This window comes from Paraburkholderia sp. BL6669N2 (genome assembly GCF_003387275.1).
GTDB lineage: Bacteria > Pseudomonadota > Gammaproteobacteria > Burkholderiales > Burkholderiaceae > Paraburkholderia.
In genome coordinates, this window is sequence record NZ_QUNA01000002.1 from 4,520,473 (window position 1) to 4,537,679 (window position 17,207).

Annotated in this window: 13 protein-coding genes and 1 pseudogene; 6 read left to right on the top strand and 8 right to left on the bottom strand. The window is 61.7% G+C overall.

Annotation, left to right across the window (positions count from 1 at the left end):
• Positions 1-4 precede the first annotated feature (4 nt).
• From B0G80_RS42895 to B0G80_RS42920, 6 genes are all read right to left on the bottom strand, one after another.
• Positions 5-1,231 (bottom strand): ROK family transcriptional regulator, encoded by a 1,227-nt coding sequence (locus tag B0G80_RS42895; RefSeq protein ID WP_116123530.1) that lies wholly within the window; start codon positions 1,229-1,231, stop codon positions 5-7.
• Between the two features lie 30 nt (positions 1,232-1,261).
• On the bottom strand, positions 1,262-2,059 hold the full coding sequence (locus tag B0G80_RS42900; RefSeq protein WP_116123531.1) for an ATP-binding cassette domain-containing protein: 798 nt from the start codon (positions 2,057-2,059) through the stop codon (positions 1,262-1,264).
• A gap of 19 nt (positions 2,060-2,078) precedes the next feature.
• Positions 2,079-3,065 carry an ABC transporter permease gene (locus B0G80_RS42905; protein WP_106277298.1) on the bottom strand — a complete coding sequence of 329 codons (987 nt, stop codon included), beginning with the start codon at positions 3,063-3,065 and terminating at the stop codon, positions 2,079-2,081.
• A gap of 90 nt (positions 3,066-3,155) precedes the next feature.
• Entirely contained in the window at positions 3,156-4,160 is a 1,005-nt protein-coding gene (locus B0G80_RS42910; protein WP_116123532.1) for a sugar ABC transporter substrate-binding protein, read from the bottom strand.
• A 447-nt stretch (positions 4,161-4,607) separates the two neighbouring features.
• Positions 4,608-5,372 (bottom strand): flagellar brake protein, encoded by a 765-nt coding sequence (locus B0G80_RS42915; protein ID WP_116123533.1) that lies wholly within the window; start codon positions 5,370-5,372, stop codon positions 4,608-4,610.
• A gap of 251 nt (positions 5,373-5,623) precedes the next feature.
• Positions 5,624-6,655 (bottom strand): LacI family DNA-binding transcriptional regulator, encoded by a 1,032-nt coding sequence (locus B0G80_RS42920; RefSeq protein WP_106277303.1) that lies wholly within the window; start codon positions 6,653-6,655, stop codon positions 5,624-5,626.
• Positions 6,656-6,849: 194 nt separating this feature from the next.
• On the opposite strand from B0G80_RS42920, the gene B0G80_RS42925 reads away from it, so the two are divergent.
• The 5 genes from B0G80_RS42925 to B0G80_RS42945 all read left to right on the top strand — a co-directional run bounded on the left by B0G80_RS42925 (position 6,850) and on the right by B0G80_RS42945 (position 13,478).
• A complete protein-coding gene (locus tag B0G80_RS42925; RefSeq protein ID WP_116123534.1) occupies positions 6,850-8,004 on the top strand; it encodes an ABC transporter ATP-binding protein in 1,155 nt (384 codons plus the stop codon).
• 11 nt (positions 8,005-8,015) lie between these two features.
• Entirely contained in the window at positions 8,016-10,001 is a 1,986-nt protein-coding gene (locus B0G80_RS42930) for a beta-galactosidase (RefSeq protein WP_116123535.1), read from the top strand.
• A gap of 87 nt (positions 10,002-10,088) precedes the next feature.
• Positions 10,089-11,342 carry an ABC transporter substrate-binding protein gene (locus tag B0G80_RS42935; protein WP_116123536.1) on the top strand — a complete coding sequence of 418 codons (1,254 nt, stop codon included), beginning with the start codon at positions 10,089-10,091 and terminating at the stop codon, positions 11,340-11,342.
• A gap of 296 nt (positions 11,343-11,638) precedes the next feature.
• Positions 11,639-12,616 carry a carbohydrate ABC transporter permease gene (locus tag B0G80_RS42940; protein ID WP_106277311.1) on the top strand — a complete coding sequence of 326 codons (978 nt, stop codon included), beginning with the start codon at positions 11,639-11,641 and terminating at the stop codon, positions 12,614-12,616.
• 10 nt (positions 12,617-12,626) lie between these two features.
• Positions 12,627-13,478, top strand: coding sequence for a carbohydrate ABC transporter permease (locus B0G80_RS42945; RefSeq protein WP_106277313.1), 852 nt, complete (start codon positions 12,627-12,629; stop codon positions 13,476-13,478).
• Between the two features lie 179 nt (positions 13,479-13,657).
• Here B0G80_RS42945 and B0G80_RS42950 read toward each other — a convergent pair.
• Together B0G80_RS42950 and B0G80_RS42955 are read right to left on the bottom strand one after the other, a co-directional pair.
• Positions 13,658-13,969: pseudogene (locus B0G80_RS42950) on the bottom strand (transposase); the annotation flags it as partial.
• 206 nt (positions 13,970-14,175) lie between these two features.
• On the bottom strand, positions 14,176-16,533 hold the full coding sequence (locus B0G80_RS42955) for a tetratricopeptide repeat protein (RefSeq protein ID WP_116123537.1): 2,358 nt from the start codon (positions 16,531-16,533) through the stop codon (positions 14,176-14,178).
• A gap of 140 nt (positions 16,534-16,673) precedes the next feature.
• Between B0G80_RS42955 and B0G80_RS45590 the strand changes: the two genes are divergently transcribed.
• Positions 16,674-17,099 carry a hypothetical protein gene (locus B0G80_RS45590; RefSeq protein ID WP_147310000.1) on the top strand — a complete coding sequence of 142 codons (426 nt, stop codon included), beginning with the start codon at positions 16,674-16,676 and terminating at the stop codon, positions 17,097-17,099.
• Positions 17,100-17,207: the final 108 nt, after the last annotated feature.

Sequence of the window (17,207 nt, forward strand, 5' to 3'; positions counted from 1 at the left end):
GCGTTTAGTAGACGGTCTCCGCCGCCGGCTTCAGGAACAACTCATGCACCGGCGCGAAATGCGCATAGAGCGGCAGAATCGCGCCGCCCATCGCGCGCGCATCGGCGCCGATCGCGCCTTCCAGCAATTGCGGACGCACCATGCCTTCCCATTCGAAGCGGTCGAGCACGCGCTCGGTGCGGCGAATGATTTCGCGCAACAGTTGCCGGTCGAGTTCGCCGTCGATCACGATCGCATCGAGATCAAGCAGGGCGGCCGCATTGGTCAGTGCAGTGGCAATTGCGGGGCATGCGCTGTCGAGCCACTGCTCGGTGTGCCGCCACATTTCCGGCGACAACGCGCGATGATCGTGCGCCGCCGCAGCCGGCGCGCCCGCGTCGGTCAACAGCTTTTCCAGCACGAAGCCCGACGCCGCGTGCAGCAGCTGGCGCGCGGGTTTGCGCGTGCCGCCTTCACGCAGCGGAATCGAGCCGACCGCGCCCGCGTTGTCGTGCGGGCCGCCATGCAGACGGCCGTCGATCACAAGGCCGCCGCCGATAAACGTGCCGACGAACAGATACAGGAAATTGTGAATGCCGCGCCCCTGGCCCATCACGAGTTCGGCGGCGCAGGCGGCCGTGGTGTCTTTGGCGAACTCCACGGGCAAGCCCGTCATGGTGGCGATGCGCGAGCGCAGATCGATCTCGTTCCATGCTTCCAGCGCGTCGGGCGGCGCGCCGAGAAAGTCACGCCAGCCGCCGAGCCACAAAGGCGCTGCGACGCCCACGCCGACCACCTGGCTGGCTCTCGCGCCGAGCGTCTGGTTCACGCGCGCCAGTTTATTTTCGAGCGCGGGAAACAGCGTGCGTGGGTCGGGATACGCGTAATCGAAGACATCGCGGTGCACCACGTGGCCGGCAAAATCCATCGCCAGCACGTCGAGACTGCGCCGTCCCACCTTGACGCCGATGGTGTACGCGCCTTGCGCGCGCAACGCGATCGGCACCGACGGCTGGCCGATTCTGCCGCGCACGCGCGCCTGCTTTTCAAGCAGCCCGTCGTCGATGAGACGCTCGACGATCATCGACACCGTCTGCATCGAAAGACGCGTGAGGCGGCCGACGTCGGCTTTCGGCAGCGGCCCATGCAAGCGGATCGCCTGCAACACGATGCGCTCGTTGAACTGCCGCATGCCGACCTGATTCGAGCCGACCGTGCGTTTGAGGGGCGAACGGGTGCCGGTGGTTTCCATGGTAGGCGCCCGCTCAGCAGGATGCGCGCATCATGCAATCGCCTTGACGTCTGCTTCCTTTGCGCCGGTCATGATTGCCACCGCCTCCGACATGTGGATGTCCGCCCGGTTCACGAGCGCCGCGCGCCGGCCGAGTCGCTGAATATGAATGCGGTCCGCGATCTCGAACACGTGCGGCATGTTGTGGCTGATAAGGATCACCGGCAGGCCGCGATCACGCACGCGCCGGATCAGTTCCAGCACCATGTTGCCTTCCTTCACGCCGAGCGCGGCGGTAGGCTCGTCGAGAATCACCACGTGCCGCGCGAACGCCGCGCTGCGTGCCACGGCCACGCCCTGGCGCTGGCCGCCTGAGAGCGTTTCCACGGCCTGGCGCATCGAACGGATACCGATCTGCAGGTCTTTCATATGCGCGGTCGCTTCGTCCAGCATGCGGCGCTTGTCGATCATCTTGAAGATCGAGCCGCGCCAGCCGGGTTTCAGCAATTCGCGCGCAAGGAACAGGTTTTCGGCGATGCTCATGGCCGGCGCCACGGCGAGTTCCTGATACACCGTCTCAATGCCTTGCGCGCGGGCATCCAGCGGGCTGCGGAATTTGACCGGCTTGCCGTCGAGCAGAATCTCGCCTTCATCCGGCACTGTGGCGCCGGAAAGAGCCTTGATCAACGACGATTTTCCCGCACCGTTATCGCCGATCACGGCCATGATCTCGCCGGGCAGCACTTCGAAATCGCAACCGTCGAGCGCGGTCACATTGCCGTAGCGTTTGATGAGTCCGCGCGCCTGCAGAACGGGCATCGTGGAAGAAGCAGAAGTGGGGGTAGACATGACGGATTCCTCTGGCTGTTCAACCGCGACGATGGGAAAGTTTGTCGGCGGCCACCGCGAGAATCACCAGCATGCCGGTGATCAACACCTGGTAAACCGAAGAAACGCCGATCAGGGTCAAGCCATTGCGAAACACGCCGACGATCAACGCGCCGAGCAGCGTGCCGACAATCGAGCCGCGTCCGCCGAACAGGCTCGTGCCGCCGAGCACAACCGCGGTAATACTGTCGAGATTCTCGGTTTGTCCCGCCTGCGGATCGCCCACGCCGGTACGCGACACGGACAACAGCGCGGCGATGCCGTAGATCGCGCCCGCCAGCGAGTACACGGTCAGCAAGATTTTTTGCGACGAGAGGCCCATCAGCCGCGCGGCCTCGGGGTTATTGCCGAGCGCGTACAGATGCCGGCCCGGCACGGTGTCGCGCAACACGAACCACGTGGCCAGATACATCAGCAAGGTGAGCACGGTGCCGTACGTGACATCCGCGGGGCCGAGCTTGAATGTGTTGCCGAAGAACATGATCGCGTCCGGCAGGTTCGACACGCTCTCCGCGTTCGAATAGATCTGCGTGAGCGCGAAAGCGATATTCAACGTACCTAAGGTGACGATGAAGGCAGGCAGTTTGATGCGCGTGATCAACACACCGTTCAGCGCGCCGAACAGCGTGCTCGCGCCAACGCCGCACAGAATCGCGACGACTGGCGGTACGCCGAGCGTGACCGCGAATTTAGTCATGATGATCGAGCCGAACGCCATCACCATGCCGCAGGAGAGATCGATGCCGCCGGTCAGCACGATCAGCGTCTGGCCGATGGCGATGACCGCGACCACCATGGTTTGCTGCAGAATCAGCGAGAGGTTCTGGAACGACAGGAAGCGGTTGCTTTGCGAAATGAAGAAGCCGCACGCCAGTACCAGTGCGATGAGTGGCCCGACTTCGGCAAGCGATGGCATGCGCTCGGCGAACGAACGCGAATGGCCGGCGGGCGCGGAAGGAGTCGACATGATGGATGACCTCGATGCAGAAGCGCGGCGCTTTGGCCACGCGGCAAATGCGATGGCGGCCCCGCGAAGCGGGCCGCTGTTCAGTGCGTGTTACTTGTTGCCCCAACAGTTGTCGAGGCCGAACTTCGTGTCCTTGCTGTCTATGCCAGACATCGGTTTGTCGGTGATCAGCGTCACGCCGGTGTCCTGATAGCCGGAGACCTTCTTGCCGGTCTTCGCGTACTCGACGCCGGCCGTCACGCCGAGCGAGGCCATCTTCAGCGGATACTGCTGCGAGGTCGCGGCGATCGCACCGGCCTTGACGTTGCGCACGCCTTCACAGCCGCCGTCGATCGAGACGATCATCACGCTCTTGTCCTTGCCCGCCGCCTTGAGCGCGCGGTAAGCGCCCGCTGCCGCCGGTTCGTTGATGGTGTAAACCACGTTGATGTCGGGCGACTTCTGCAGGCAGTTTTCCATCGCCGTTTGGCCCTTTGCCTGGTCGCCGCGCGTGTCCTGGCTGCACACCACGGAAGGATCGCCTTCCTTCACGCCGAAGCCTTCCAGGAAGCCGTTATGACGCAGCACGCCGACCGAGACGCCGGGCGCGAGATCGAGCGTGGCGATCTTCGCGGGCTTGCCGTTGAGCGCGGCTTTCGCGTACTTGCCGATCAGCACGCCGGCCTTGAAGTTGTCGGTGGCGAAGAGGGCGTCGGTGGCGTCTTGCGGATCGGTCGGTGTGTCGAGCGCGACCACCATCACACCGGCGGCGCGCGCTTTCTTGATGCTCGGCACGATCGCCTTGGTGTCGCTCGGCGTGATCAGAATCGCTTTCGCGCCGGCCGTCATCATGTTTTCGATGGCGGTGACCTGACTCGCGTTGTCGCCGTCGAACTTGCCGGCCGCGGTGATGAGCTTCGCGCCGTCTTTCGAGGCGGCCGCTTCGGCGCCCTGTTTCATCTTTACGAAGAACGGGTTGGTGTCGGTCTTCGTGATGAGGCCGACGACCGGCTGGTCAGCCGCCTGGCTCGCACTCGCACACCATACCGCCGATGCCGCGACGCACATCGACACGATTTTCCTGGCGACAGGAAGCCTGCGGGAATTCAGATTCATGGGACGCTCCTCCGGTTTTTGGCAACGACGTTGTGGTACTGGCGGTTGCCTGCACGAACGCTGCGCGCTGACAACCTGGTTTGCGATCTGCTGTGCGATGAAGGCGGTGCGAAACGACTTCGAGCTGGGTCGATTCGCGCCGCCTAAATCACTTCAGTTGATTTAGTACAGCAGGCGCGTCGACTTGCGTCAAGGAAATCATTGGCACGGAACGATTGCGCGCGACACTCAGCAAGCTGGCTGAACGCCTTATGTGGCGGGGCTTCGGCGGAATGGTGCGATGCGAGATCGAGCGTCCGGGCTTGGGGAAAGTCCTGGCTCGAATGAAGGTGAATTGAAAGCTGAATGCGGTCTTCCCGACGCCAAATCGTTGGCGTCACGAGGGTATTCAGCGAACCCTGAAGTGCGCGGATATCGTGGTTATCACGATGTCCGTGACGAATCGGCCTAACGGCGCGGTGCGAGTGCTTGCCGCCTCGTTTCGAGTTGCGTGACGACGCGTTGCAAGGTCCGCTCGGCAGAGCCTGGCGTCGCGACGAACTTGCAGCCGATCACAAAGCGCCGGTCGCCCTTCGCCGTGGTCATCTGTCGTGGCGCGACGATTTCCAGATCGAGTCGCAGCATGCCGAAGCTGCCGAGTTGCAGTGCGACGCCACGCAGTACCGTGCCGCGTTCGAGCGAACCGAAGCGTTCGTCGGCGGTCTTTACGGCGATGCCGCCCAGCGACAGATCCTGCAACTCCAGCCGGAAGGAGCCGCCATCCGCATATGGGCCGCTTGCGATGTACGGGTCGAGCACGGGCGTTTGCACGCGGAAAAATTCGCGGCGTTGAATGTAGAAGACCAAAGCAGGGAAGGGCGCTTCGAAAGCCGGCAAACCGTCGAACTGAGTCGGCGTGGCATCAAACGTTGTGAACTCGGTGCGAATGCCGCCGGGCAGGCTGCGGAACGTGAGTTGCCGGGCCGCGGGTAAGGCCTCGTTGTCATCGACCGCGCTGCCGGCATCGAAGACAAAGCGCGCATTGCGCGAGTCGACATCGAGTATCTGCGTGACGATTTGCCGGCCATCGAACTCGATCGTGACGAAGTCCTGTCCGGCCATCAGTTGGCGCAGACACACGGCGATTTGCAAAGGGTGGCGCTGCGCGAAGTTCGAGTCGGCGTGGAGGGTGTGTTCGGCGACGTCAGCGTCCAGCGAGAGATCGGCAATCATTCGAATATCCATGCGTGTTATGGCCTTGGCCCGGCCGGTTGGCGAGCGCGGACGGCCTCTGGGTCGTCGCGGTGCTCGGCCTTTCCCTGTTTAATTGCAGGGACCGTGCCAACTGCATGGATCGCTGGATGAATACGCTGCGCTTGCGGCGGCGCCGCTTGTGGCGGGCGTTTGCGGATACCGCGTGAGGAACACGGCGCGTGCGTAGCGAGGGTTCGCTACGTAACGTCCGCGATGCTGTTACGGCCACATCAGCGCGAACGCGGTACGCCCGTGGATGCACGCACAACCAGTTCGGGCGGCGAGGCGATGCGCATCGGCACGCCGGCCGTTGGGCGGCCCGCCTGTCCATACGACGACTCGATCAGCTCACGCAACAGCGATACCGCGAGCCCGGCGACTTCGACCGTCGGCACCGCGACCGTCGTCAACGCGGGACGCGACTCGCGCGCGAGTTGAATGTCGGTGATGCCGATCACGGACAGGTCCGCCGGCACGTTCAGGCCGAGGTCGGCGGCGGCGTGCATCGCGCCGAGCGCGGGCAGGTCGTTGGTCACGAAGATCGCGGTGAGCTTCGGATCGCTTTCGAGCAGCGCGCGTGCCGCTTCGTAGCCGCCCTGGATCGTATCGGCCGCATGTTTGACACGACCTTTCGGCGCGCCGGCGGCGCGCAGCGCATCGACAAAACCTTCGTAACGGGCCGCATGAATGCCCGAGGCCTTGCTGCCGACAATCGCGCCGATCCGCCGATGGCCGAGTTCCAGCAAATGCGCGCCCGCCAGTTCACCCGCACGCCGGAAATCGACAGCGACGCACGGCAAGCCCGGCGGCTCGTTAGGCCGCTCCCACATGCACAGCACGACTGGCGTGCCGCGCGCTTCGGTCGTATGAAGATCGGCGAAATCGAGGTTCGCGTTCGTGACGAGCACGCCTTCGGAGAGCGTGCCGGCGATCTGGTCGAGATACGCCCGGCCGGTGTGCGGATCTTCGTTCGTATTGCAGATGATCACGAAGTGGCCGCTCGTGCGCGCCGCGCGTTCCACGGCGAGCGCGAACTCCGGATAGAACGGGTTGGCGATGCTCGACACCATCAGCGCGAGCGTCGGTGCGCGACCTTCGGCGAGGGCGCGAGCGGCGAGGTGCGGGCGGTAGCCGAGCGCTTCGACGGCTTCGAGCACGCGCTGCCGGGTGGTCGCGCCGACCCGGCCGCGATTGCGCAGCACGTTCGATACGGTGGCCGGAGTGACACCGGCATGACGCGCGACTTCGCTAAGTGTGGGCATGATGTTTTCATTATTTGGGATGGCTGCCCGACATTTGCATCACGCGCCGAGGCGCGGCACCATCTGTCGCACAGACAAAACGAACTCGGAGACAGGCAAGGCGCAAACGATCCCAAGCGATCGATTTTTTTCGGCCTTGCTGATTAAGCGCTTAATCTCCGACTTCGAGCCGATTAAATCACGGAGTCGATGCAATGGCGAGCATTTCGTTAAGAGGCGTGCAGAAGGCGTATGGCGACGGCGCGCCGGTGATCCGCGACGTGGATCTCGAGATCGGCGAGAACGAGTTCTGCGTGTTTCTCGGTCCGTCCGGCTGCGGCAAATCCACCTTGTTGCGCATGATCGCCGGACTCGAAGACCTCACGGACGGCGACCTCTCGATCGGCGGCAAACTCATGAACGACGTGCCGGCCGCGCAACGCGGCGTGGCGATGGTGTTCCAGAGCTACGCGCTGTTTCCGCACATGAGCGTGTTCGAGAACATGGCGTTCGGCCTGAAGCTCGCTAAAACCCCCAAGGATGAAATCGATCGCAAGGTGCGCGAAGCCGCGCGCATCCTGCAACTGGAAGCGCTGCTCGAACGCAAGCCCAAGGCGTTGTCGGGCGGCCAGCGGCAGCGGGTGGCGATCGGCCGCGCGATCGTGCGCGAGCCCGGCGTGTTTCTGTTCGACGAGCCGCTCTCCAATCTCGACGCCACGCTGCGTGGCCAGACTCGCATCGAAATCGCGCGGCTGCACAAGCAGTTTGCCAAAGCCAGCGTGGTCTACGTGACGCACGACCAGATCGAGGCGATGACGCTCGCCGACAAGATCGTGCTGCTGCATGCCGGCAAGGACACCGAGCGCTACGGCAGCATCGCCCAGATCGGCGCGCCGCTCGAGTTGTACCACCGTCCGAAGAGCCGCTTCGTCGCGGGTTTCATCGGCTCGCCGCGGATGAATTTTCTGCCGGGAAAAGTGGCCTCGGTCGATGCGCAAGGCGTCACCGTCACGCTCGATCACACGCATGAAACCATGCGGGTGCCGGTGAACGGCGCGGGGCTGCAAACCTCGCAAGCGGTCACGCTCGGCGTGCGCCCTGAACACCTGGAATTTGTCGACCCGTCTTCCGTCGCGCCGGACGACGCGGTGCTGACACGCACCGTATCGCTCGTCGAACAACTCGGCGAACACAGCTATGTCCACCTCGATCAGCCCGGCGGCGCCGCGCTGATCGCCAAAGCGCCGGGCAATACGCGCCTCGCGCCCGGTGAGTGCGCGAGCTTGCGCGTGCCCCGTTCCGCCTGCCACTTATTTACCGAAGACGGCTTTGCCGCCGCTTCGCTGGAATCCGTCGAACACTACGCATAGGGGACATTCGGATGCGCCTTGGAGTCTGTTATTACCCGGAACACTGGCCGGAGTCGATGTGGGAAGACGACGCTCGCCGGATGAAAGCCCTCGGCATCGAACAGGTGCGGATCGCCGAATTTGCCTGGAGCCGGATCGAACCGACGCCGGGCGAATACGATTGGGGCTGGCTCGACCGTTCGATCGACGTGCTCGGCGTGGCCGGCCTGCAAGTGGTGATGTGCACGCCGACCGCGACGCCGCCGAAGTGGTTGATCGACCGCCATCCGGACATTCTGCCGGTCGGCGCCGATGGCCGCCCGCGTGCGTTCGGCTCGCGGCGTCATTACGACTTCTCGTCGCCGTCGTATTTCGCTGCGTCGCAGAAAATTTGCACGGCGGTGGCCGAGCGGTACGGCAAGCATCCGGCTGTCGCCTACTGGCAAACCGATAATGAGTTCGGCTGCCACCACACGGTGGTCAGTTATTCGCCGGCCGCGGTGGGTCGCTTTCGCGAGTGGCTCAAAGCGCGCTATCACACCATCGACGCGTTGAACCGCGCATGGGGCACGGTGTTCTGGAGCATGGAATACCGCAGCTTCGACGAGATCGACGCGCCGGTGGCGACCGTGACGGAAGCGCATCCTTCGCATCGCCTCGACTACCGGCGTTTCGCCTCCGACGAAGTGGCGCGCTATAACCGCATGCAGGTCGAGATCATCCGCGCGCATTCGCCGGGCCGGCCGGTTGCACACAACTTCATGCAACTCTTCACCGAGTTCGATCACTACAAGGTCGCCGCCGATCTCGACGTGGCGACGTGGGACAGTTATCCGCTCGGCGCGCTCGAAGAGCAATGGTTCGCGCCGGAGGTGAAAGCGCGTTGGCTGCGTAGCGGGCACCCGGACTTCGCGTCGTTCAATCACGATGTTTATCGTGGCATGTCGAAGCTGCCGTTCTGGGTGATGGAGCAGCAGCCGGGTCCGGTGAACTGGGCGCTGTGGAATCCCGCGCCGTTGCCGGGCATGGTAAGGCTGTGGAGTTGGGAGGCGTTCGCGCATGGCGCGGGCTGCGTGTCGTATTTCCGCTGGCGTCAGGCGCCGTTCGCGCAGGAACAGATGCATGCGGGACTGAATACGCCGGACAACCGCCTGGACGTGGGCGGCAACGAAGCGTCGCAAGTTGCCGGCGAGATTCGCACGGTGCTCGCCGCGAATGCCGACGCCAATGCTACGGTTCGTTCGAAAGTCGCGCTCGTCTACGATTACGAGGCGAAGTGGCTGTTCGAGATTCATCCGCAGGGCGCGGATTTTCACTATCCGCGCTTCGCCTTCGAGTATTACTCGGCGCTGCGCGCGCTCGGGCTCGACGTGGATATCGTGCCGGTGGATGCGCCGCTCGACGGCTACAGCCTGATCGTCGTGCCGCCGTTGCCGGTCGTGCCTGCAGCGCTTGCGGAGCGTCTGGCGTGTTCGGGTGCGCAGGTCGTGCTCGGTCCTCGCACCGGTTCGAAGACTGAAGATCTGCAGATTCCCGCGAATCTGCCGCCCGGCGCGCTGACTTCGGTGTTGCCGTTGCGCGTGTGGCGTGTCGAATCGATGCGGTCGAACGTGACCGAAGCAGTGCGGCTCGCTGACGGCGAAGGGGCTGGCGGAGAAGATGGTTTCGCCCGTCACTGGCGTGATTTCATCGACACCGACGGGGCGCAAGCGCTCGACGTGCGGGCCCGGTTCGCGGACGGCCATCCCGCGTATGTACACGGCGGCGCGTTCCACTACCTGGCGAGTCTGTTCGACGACGCGTTCACGGTGCGTCTGTTCGCGCGGATCGCACAGGAAGCGGGACTCGAAACGACGCCGCTCGGCGACGGCGTGCGAGTGAGCCGCCGCGGCGCGCTGACCTACGTGTTCAACTACGGCGACGAAACGCACACGCTCACCGGCGTACCCGACGACGCCTTCGTGTTCGGTTCGCACGCGATCGAACCGCAGGGCGTGGCCGTCTACCGAACCCGATGACGGCCTGATGCACCGACGCAGTGTCCGATGAAATTCCATGCAGTAACGACAACGACGCAAAATCAAGGAATCAAGGAGACAGGCAACATGAAAATGAAACCACGCAAGATTCTGTTGGCACTCGCGCTGGCCGCCGCGGCGGTGGGGACGTCAGCGGTCAGCACGGCGCAGGCGGGTACGCTTACCGCCAATATCGCGTTCAAGGGCGCGAGCCAGCGCGCGGTCTGGCAGTCGGTCATCGACGACTTCAAGAAGGCGCATCCCGGCATCGACGTGAAAGTGTCGTTCGTCGACGAAGAAGCGTACAAGGTGCAATTGCCCGGCTGGCTGACCACGGTCGCGCCCGACATCGTCAACTGGCATGACGGCGAACGCATGGCCTATTACGCGCAGCGCGGCCTGTTCGAAGACCTGAGCGGCGACTGGGCGAAGAACGGCTGGAACGACATGTATGCGTCGACCAAAGAGGCGTCGTCGTATAAGGGCAAGCAGTATGCCGCGCCGACCGTGTACTACTCGTGGGGCATGTTCTATCGCAAGGATCTGTTCCAGAAGGTCGGCATTAACGGCGAGCCGAAAACATGGGATCAGTTTCTCGAGGACTGCAAGAAGCTGAAGGCCGCCGGCATCGCGCCGATCGCCGTGGCGGGCCGTGACTCGTGGACGCTCGCAGGTTGGTTCGATTATCTGGACCTGCGTTTGAACGGCAACGCGTTCCATCAGAAGCTGATGGCGGGCGAGATTCCATACACGGATCCGCGCGTAAAGAAGGTTTACACGACGTGGAAGCAATTGATCGATGCAGGCTATTTCATCGACAACTCGCTTTCCTACGATCTCGATTCGGTACAGCCGTTCCTGTTCCAGGGCAAGGCCGCGATGATGCTGATGGGCACGTTCATCACCGCGGGTTTCCCGCCGAACGTGAAGCCGGAAATGGGCTACTTCCAGTTCCCGATCATCGACGCAAAGGTGCCGACTGCTGAAGACGGCCCGGTGGAGTCGCTGCATATTCCGTCGAAGGCGAAGAACAAGGCGGATGCGCATACGTTCCTTGCGTTCGTCGAGACGCCGGAAATCGGCGCGAAGCTGGCGACCGGACTCGGCTCGCTGTCGGCGAACAGCAAGTCGCCGGAACCGGAAGATCCGATCTCCAAGATCGGCTTCCAGATTCTTGCGAACACCAAGGGCGGCATCGCGCAGTTCTATGATCGCGACATGACCAAGGAAATGGCCGACGAAGGTATGAAGGGGATGCAGCAGTTCATCTCCGACCCCACGAAGCTAGACGACGTGCTCGCGCAACTTGAGCAGACGCGCAAGCGGATCTACAAGAAGTAAGCGGCGGCGGCCGCGAGGCCGCCTTTCGTTGCGTTGAATTGCATATCGGATCGGAGTAAGTGCTTTGCATGGGGCTGGAGTAACGCGCTAAAGCGCGAACTCCAGCGGACAGCTAAAGCGCCGACTCTGGTCGACAGCTTTGCATGGGACCAGAGTAAGTGCTCTGCATGGGACTGGAGTAACGCGCTAAAGCGCGAACTCCATTCGACAGCTAAAGCGCCAACTCTGGTCGACAGCTTTGCATGGGACCAGAGTAAGGCGCTAAAGCGCCAACTCTGGTCGACAGGAGAACGATTGTGTCGCATTCCGTCACCCGCCACACTGTCGGCGGTCATGCTGAACCCGGCGGCCCGGGGTTGCCCGCGCCGGGCGGCGCCGTGCGCGGCGGCAAGCCGGCCAGTTCGCGGCGGCGCGGGCCGTCGCCCACCGCGCGACGGCAGCGGCGCGCCGCTTTTCTGTTCCTCGCGCCGGCCTGCGTAATGGTGGCCATCTACGTGGTGTGGCCGATCCTCTCCACCATCCGCCTGAGCTTTTTCAACTGGGATGGGATGAGTGAGCCGTCTTTCGTCGGACTCGCGAACTACGTCGAGTTGTTTCATGCGCAGACGTTCTATACGGCGCTCAAGAACAACGTCATCTGGCTACTGCTGTTCCTGCTCGCTCCGCCGATGGGACTCGCCGTCGCGCTGTATCTGAATCAGGCGGTGGCCGGCATCCGTATCGTCAAATCGCTATTCTTCGCGCCGTTCGTGTTGTCGGGCGTGGTGGTCGGTTTGATCTTCTCGTGGTTTTACGACCCGACCTTCGGCCTGCTCGCGATGATTCTCGGCCACGGCGTGCCGGTGCTCGGCGACCCGCGCTATGCGACGTTCGGGATCGTGTTCGCGGCACTGTGGCCGCAAACCGCCTATTGCATGATTCTCTATCTGACCGGGCTGACCTCGCTGAACGCAGAGCAGATCGAGGCCGCGCGCATGGAAGGCGCGCGCGGCTGGTCGATGCTGTGGCATGTGATCCTGCCGCAACTGCGGCCCACCACGTTCATGGCGATCGTCGTGACGATTATCGGCGCGCTGCGCAGTTTCGATCTGATCTCGGTGATGACGAGCGGCGGTCCGTTCGAAAGCTCGACCGTGCTCGCGTATTACATGTACGACCAGGCGATCAAGTACTACCGCATCGGCTATTCGGCGGCGGTGGCGGTCGTGCTGTTCGCCATCATGCTGGTGTACATCGTTTATCACTTGCGGCGGATGCTGCGCGCCGAGCAATAAGGAGCCGACCATGTTTCCGATTCCCATCGATAAATGGAAGCCGGCCACTCGCCGCATCTACAAATTGACGCTGCCGGTCGCGCTGCTGATCTGGCTGCTGCCGATGATCGCCGTGCTCGTCACGTCCGTGCGTTCGACAGAAGAGCTGAGCGAGGGCAACTATTGGGGATGGCCGAAGCACTTCGCGATGTTCGATAATTATCGCGAGGCGCTGACCACGTCGCCGATGCTGCATTACTTCTGGAACAGCGTGTTGATCACGGTGCCTGCCGTGGTGGGCTCGATTGCGTTGGCGGCGATGGCCGGCTTCGCCTTGGCGATCTACCGGTTCCGTGGCAATTCAACTTTGTTCGCGACATTCGTGGCAGGGAATTTCGTGCCGGTGCAGGTGTTGATGATTCCAGTGCGGGATTTGTCGTTGCAACTCGGTCTGTTCAATACGGTCAGTGCGCTGATTCTGTTTCATGTGTCGTTTCAGACCGGGTTTTGCGCATTATTTCTGCGCAACTTCATCAAGCAGTTGCCATTCGAACTGGTCGAGGCGGCGCGCATCGAGGGCGCGAATGAATGGACGGTGTTCTTCAGGATCGTGCTGCCGCTGATCCGGCCGGCGCTCGCGGCATTGGCGATCTTAGTGTTCACGTTCGTCTGGAACGATTACTTCTGGGCGCTGTGTCTGACTCAAGGTGACGATGCCGCGCCGATTACCGTGGGCGTAGCCGCGTTGAAAGGGCAGTGGACTACGGCGTGGAATCTAGTCTCGGCAGGATCGATTCTCGCGGCATTGCCTTCGGTGGCGATGTTCTTTGCGATGCAGAAGCATTTTGTCGCTGGGTTGACGTTTGGAGCGACGAAGGGCTGAAGTGGTTGTGTGTCGTGTTGAGAAGGGTTGCCCGCGAAAGCGGGCTTTTTTTTTGCGGTGGTCAGTTCAATTTCGCTTGGGATATCTGTGCAGTAGCATGCTTCGCGCGATACGCAAAATCGATCTTCGTTTGAGGATCGAGCGCCCACGAGCATCGCCACGCTAGAGCGTGGAGCGTGTTAGGGACTTTGGAGTGGTGCTGCGTGAACAAGCATGAGCATGGTGAAGACCACGAAATGAAGCCCGGCAAGTGTTTCGGGTAGCCTTTCGTAGTCACGCGCGAGGCGGCGGAATCGGTTAAGCCAGCCGAAACTGCACTCGACCACCCGCCGCCGGGGCAGCAGGACAAAGCCCCTTTTTTGCCTCCTGCAGTTTGATCACCTGCAGTTCAATGCCTTTATCACGTGCGGCCTGTGCTGCGTCTTCGCCCGTGTATCCCTGATCCGAAAAAGCCACTTTGAGTGTTGCCCGGTTACCTGCTGAACCTGACGCGCAAGCTCTGCTACTGTGCGCGCCCCTGTTCATGGGTGAGACCAGTGTTTACGGCCATGGCCCGAACATGCGGCTGCAGTCTCCAACCCCGTGACCTGTGCGGCGGCTCTGCTGCCGGTGAGTATTGGAAGGATGCACAGGAGGTGGCGCCCAACAGCCACGAATCATCTACAGGCGAATCCGCTCACATTCGACGCACGATCATTCACGGAGATTCCCGCGAGCGATTCTGCCAGGCTGCCACCCACTCGCCGAGTGCGAAACCAACACGGCTCACGACATCATCCCAATCGCCGTCCGCGTGCTGCCGGAATAGCCGCATGATGTTTGGATACCATGGCGACGCGGCTTCAGGTTCCCGCAGCCAGCGCCAGTCGGCATGACTGCCGTAAGGTAGCAGCACCCAGCACGGCACATTCAGTGCGCCCGCAACGTGTACCGTCGCGGTATCGACTGAAATTAGGAGGTCAAGTTGCGCGACGATAGCTGCCGTATCGGCGAGATCGCGGATATGTGGGCCGAGCGCGGTGATTGCGAACGGGGCGTCGACGGCCTCTGCTTCGCCCGATCCCTTTTGCAGACTGATCCACGTGGCGCCTGTGTTCTCCGCAAGTGGGCGCAGCGTTGCCAGAGACGGCAGCGAGCGAAGTGCATCACGCACATTAGCCGGACTGCCTTTCCATACCAAACCAATCTTCGGGCCCCGCTTGGGCAGACGTGTGCGCCACATGTCGACACGCGCTGGCAGCGTGCGCAGGTAAGGCAGGCGATCAGGAATCGTGTCGATGCGTGTCCCAAGATGGAAAGGAAGGCTCATAAAAAATGCCCAGAAATCGAATTGCGGACGATGTTCGTTAGGCAAGAAGACATGATCGATGCCATCAACAGTTTGCAGCAGTGGCTTGAGCGGCGCCTCGCAAATAATGTTCACGCTGCGCGCACCCAGTGCCTTCAGTAGTGGAACGTAACGCGCGAACTGGATGGAATCGCCGAAGCCTTGCTCGTAAACCAGCAGCAACGTCTTTCCGGCGAGTGATTCGCCGTCCCACTTTGGACACGTTAAATCGAGCCACGGTATTGTCGGCGTTTCATGGTCTGGTGAAAGGCGCGCCTCGTTGAGCATCCATCCTTCTTCATAACGACCTTGCGATAATAACAACTGCCCGAGACCGAAACGCTCGTTGGCGTTGTATGGCTCTCTCGCGATAGCCTCGCGAAACAGCTTCTCCGCATCGCTGACCCGGTCGGTATAACACATGATACCGGCCAGGTTGTGCAGCGCGGTCCGATGCTTACCGTCGATCTGAAGCGCGCGGCGGCACGCCATCTCCGCATCGTTCCAGCGTCGTGTGTGCGCATAAACAGCGGCGAGCGTTGTGTATGTATCCGCTGAATCGGGTTCGAGTCTGAGCGCTTCCTTCAGGACTGCCTCGGCTTCAGCGAAGCTTTTCTTGTGAGTGAAAGCTACACCCAGACCGCGATGCGCCCCCGCATGCGTAGGAGAGCGAGCCATTGCCGCGCGATAGGCGTCGACTGCGTCGTCATATCCCCGGTTCTCAACCAGCAGATCGCCGAGGCTGGTCAGATACACCGCATTTGCGTCGATTGAAATCGCGGATCGGAACAGCTGTTGCGCCTCGTCGGTCTCACCGCGTTCCAATAGGACCACACCAAGCAGATGCAATGCGCCGGCATACTGTGCGCGGCGCTGTGGGCACGCATGGTCGTTCGTGTCGCCTGAGCGCGCGCCGTGGTCATCGCTTTCCGTGAGGATGTTGCGACGAAGAACCGTTTCAGCTTCTTCGAGTCGATCCGTCTTACACAGTACTTTGGCCAGGTTGCAGAGTGCATTCAGATGCGTGGAATCGAGCGAGAGAGCTCGGCGGCACGCTGTTTCCGCATCGATCCATCGCAGCGTGTGGACATAGACAGCAGCAAGGTCCGCGTGGGCCTCCGGACAGTGAGGATCACGTTGGATCGCATCCTGCAATGCTACTTCGGCCTCGGTGAAGCGGGACGCTTTGGTAAGGGCGATACCCAGATCGCGATGCGCAGCGGCTCTTTCAGGATCGAGGTGAAGCGCGCGGCGGTAGGCGTCGACGGCTTCGGTATGGCGCTCGCACTTTATTAGCAGATTGCCGAGGTTGGTCCATGCCTCGTGTAGCTGGGCATCGCAGGCGAGCGCATTGCGCAATGCCCGCTCAGCTTCGTCGAAACGGTTCGTCTCCGCCAGCAGCGTTCCGAGGTTGTAATGCGCTAGTGCGTATGAAGGCGCGATTGCGAGCGCCCGATGAAGCATCGACTCGGCCTCCTGACGGCGACTTGATTCGGCTAGCAGGTTGGCAAGGTTGGTGAGATAGACTGCGTCTTCGCGGATCGCGATGGCCTCGCGCAACAGGCACTCGGCTTCGGTTGTCGAGTCTTTTGCCCAAACAATCAGCCCAAGCAGATGCAGTGCGTCCGGGTGTCGGGGATCGTCTTGTAGCAGCGCGCGATAGCCGCGCTCGGCGTCGCTCAAACGACCGTTGCGATGCGCAGCGAGCGCGGCGTCGAAGACTTCCATAAATGAGTGCGACGGATAGAGAGAAAGGCCTTACATTATGTGCCAACGACCGACGCAATGGCTATCGCAAATATGCCTATAGCTGAGGCGGCCCTACAATTTCGGGGTCACCTTAAAATTAGGCAAGTTATTTCAATTTTGTGGAATGGTTAAAATTTCTATTCGCGGAAAAAGACAATTTTTTACGCATCGTGTGGGCATCTTTAGGTCTGCGTGGCTTCTCGGATGTCGCAGTTTTGGAGAACGATGCCGGTAACGTGTCGAACCTCGCCAACAGCGATACGATTGTTGGCTCGCGCGCAATCGGGACTTCGCTGGCGATTTCTGGAAGCGGAAACGTCATCTCAGTCGAAGGCGATGCAACTGTACGAGATGGTCAAGGATCCTTCCGGGCGGCTAGCAGCGACGCCATCACTATGGATGCAGAACGTTTTGCTATCTGGCTTGGAAATCAGGAGCAACAGTCAACACAACTCAAGGGTGATGTTCTATCGAGTCTGCTGAATCAGACGGATCCCATGGAAGCGAGAGCGTTGTTGCGGGATCGTGATAGGCGGCGCGTTTAAAGCCGCATCAGCGCAAGTAAGCGGCAATGGTAATCAGATTACGTTATTGGCAAACAACAGGCTCAACCTTGGAAGAAGTAATAACATGATTTCGTCGACCGCTGCCGG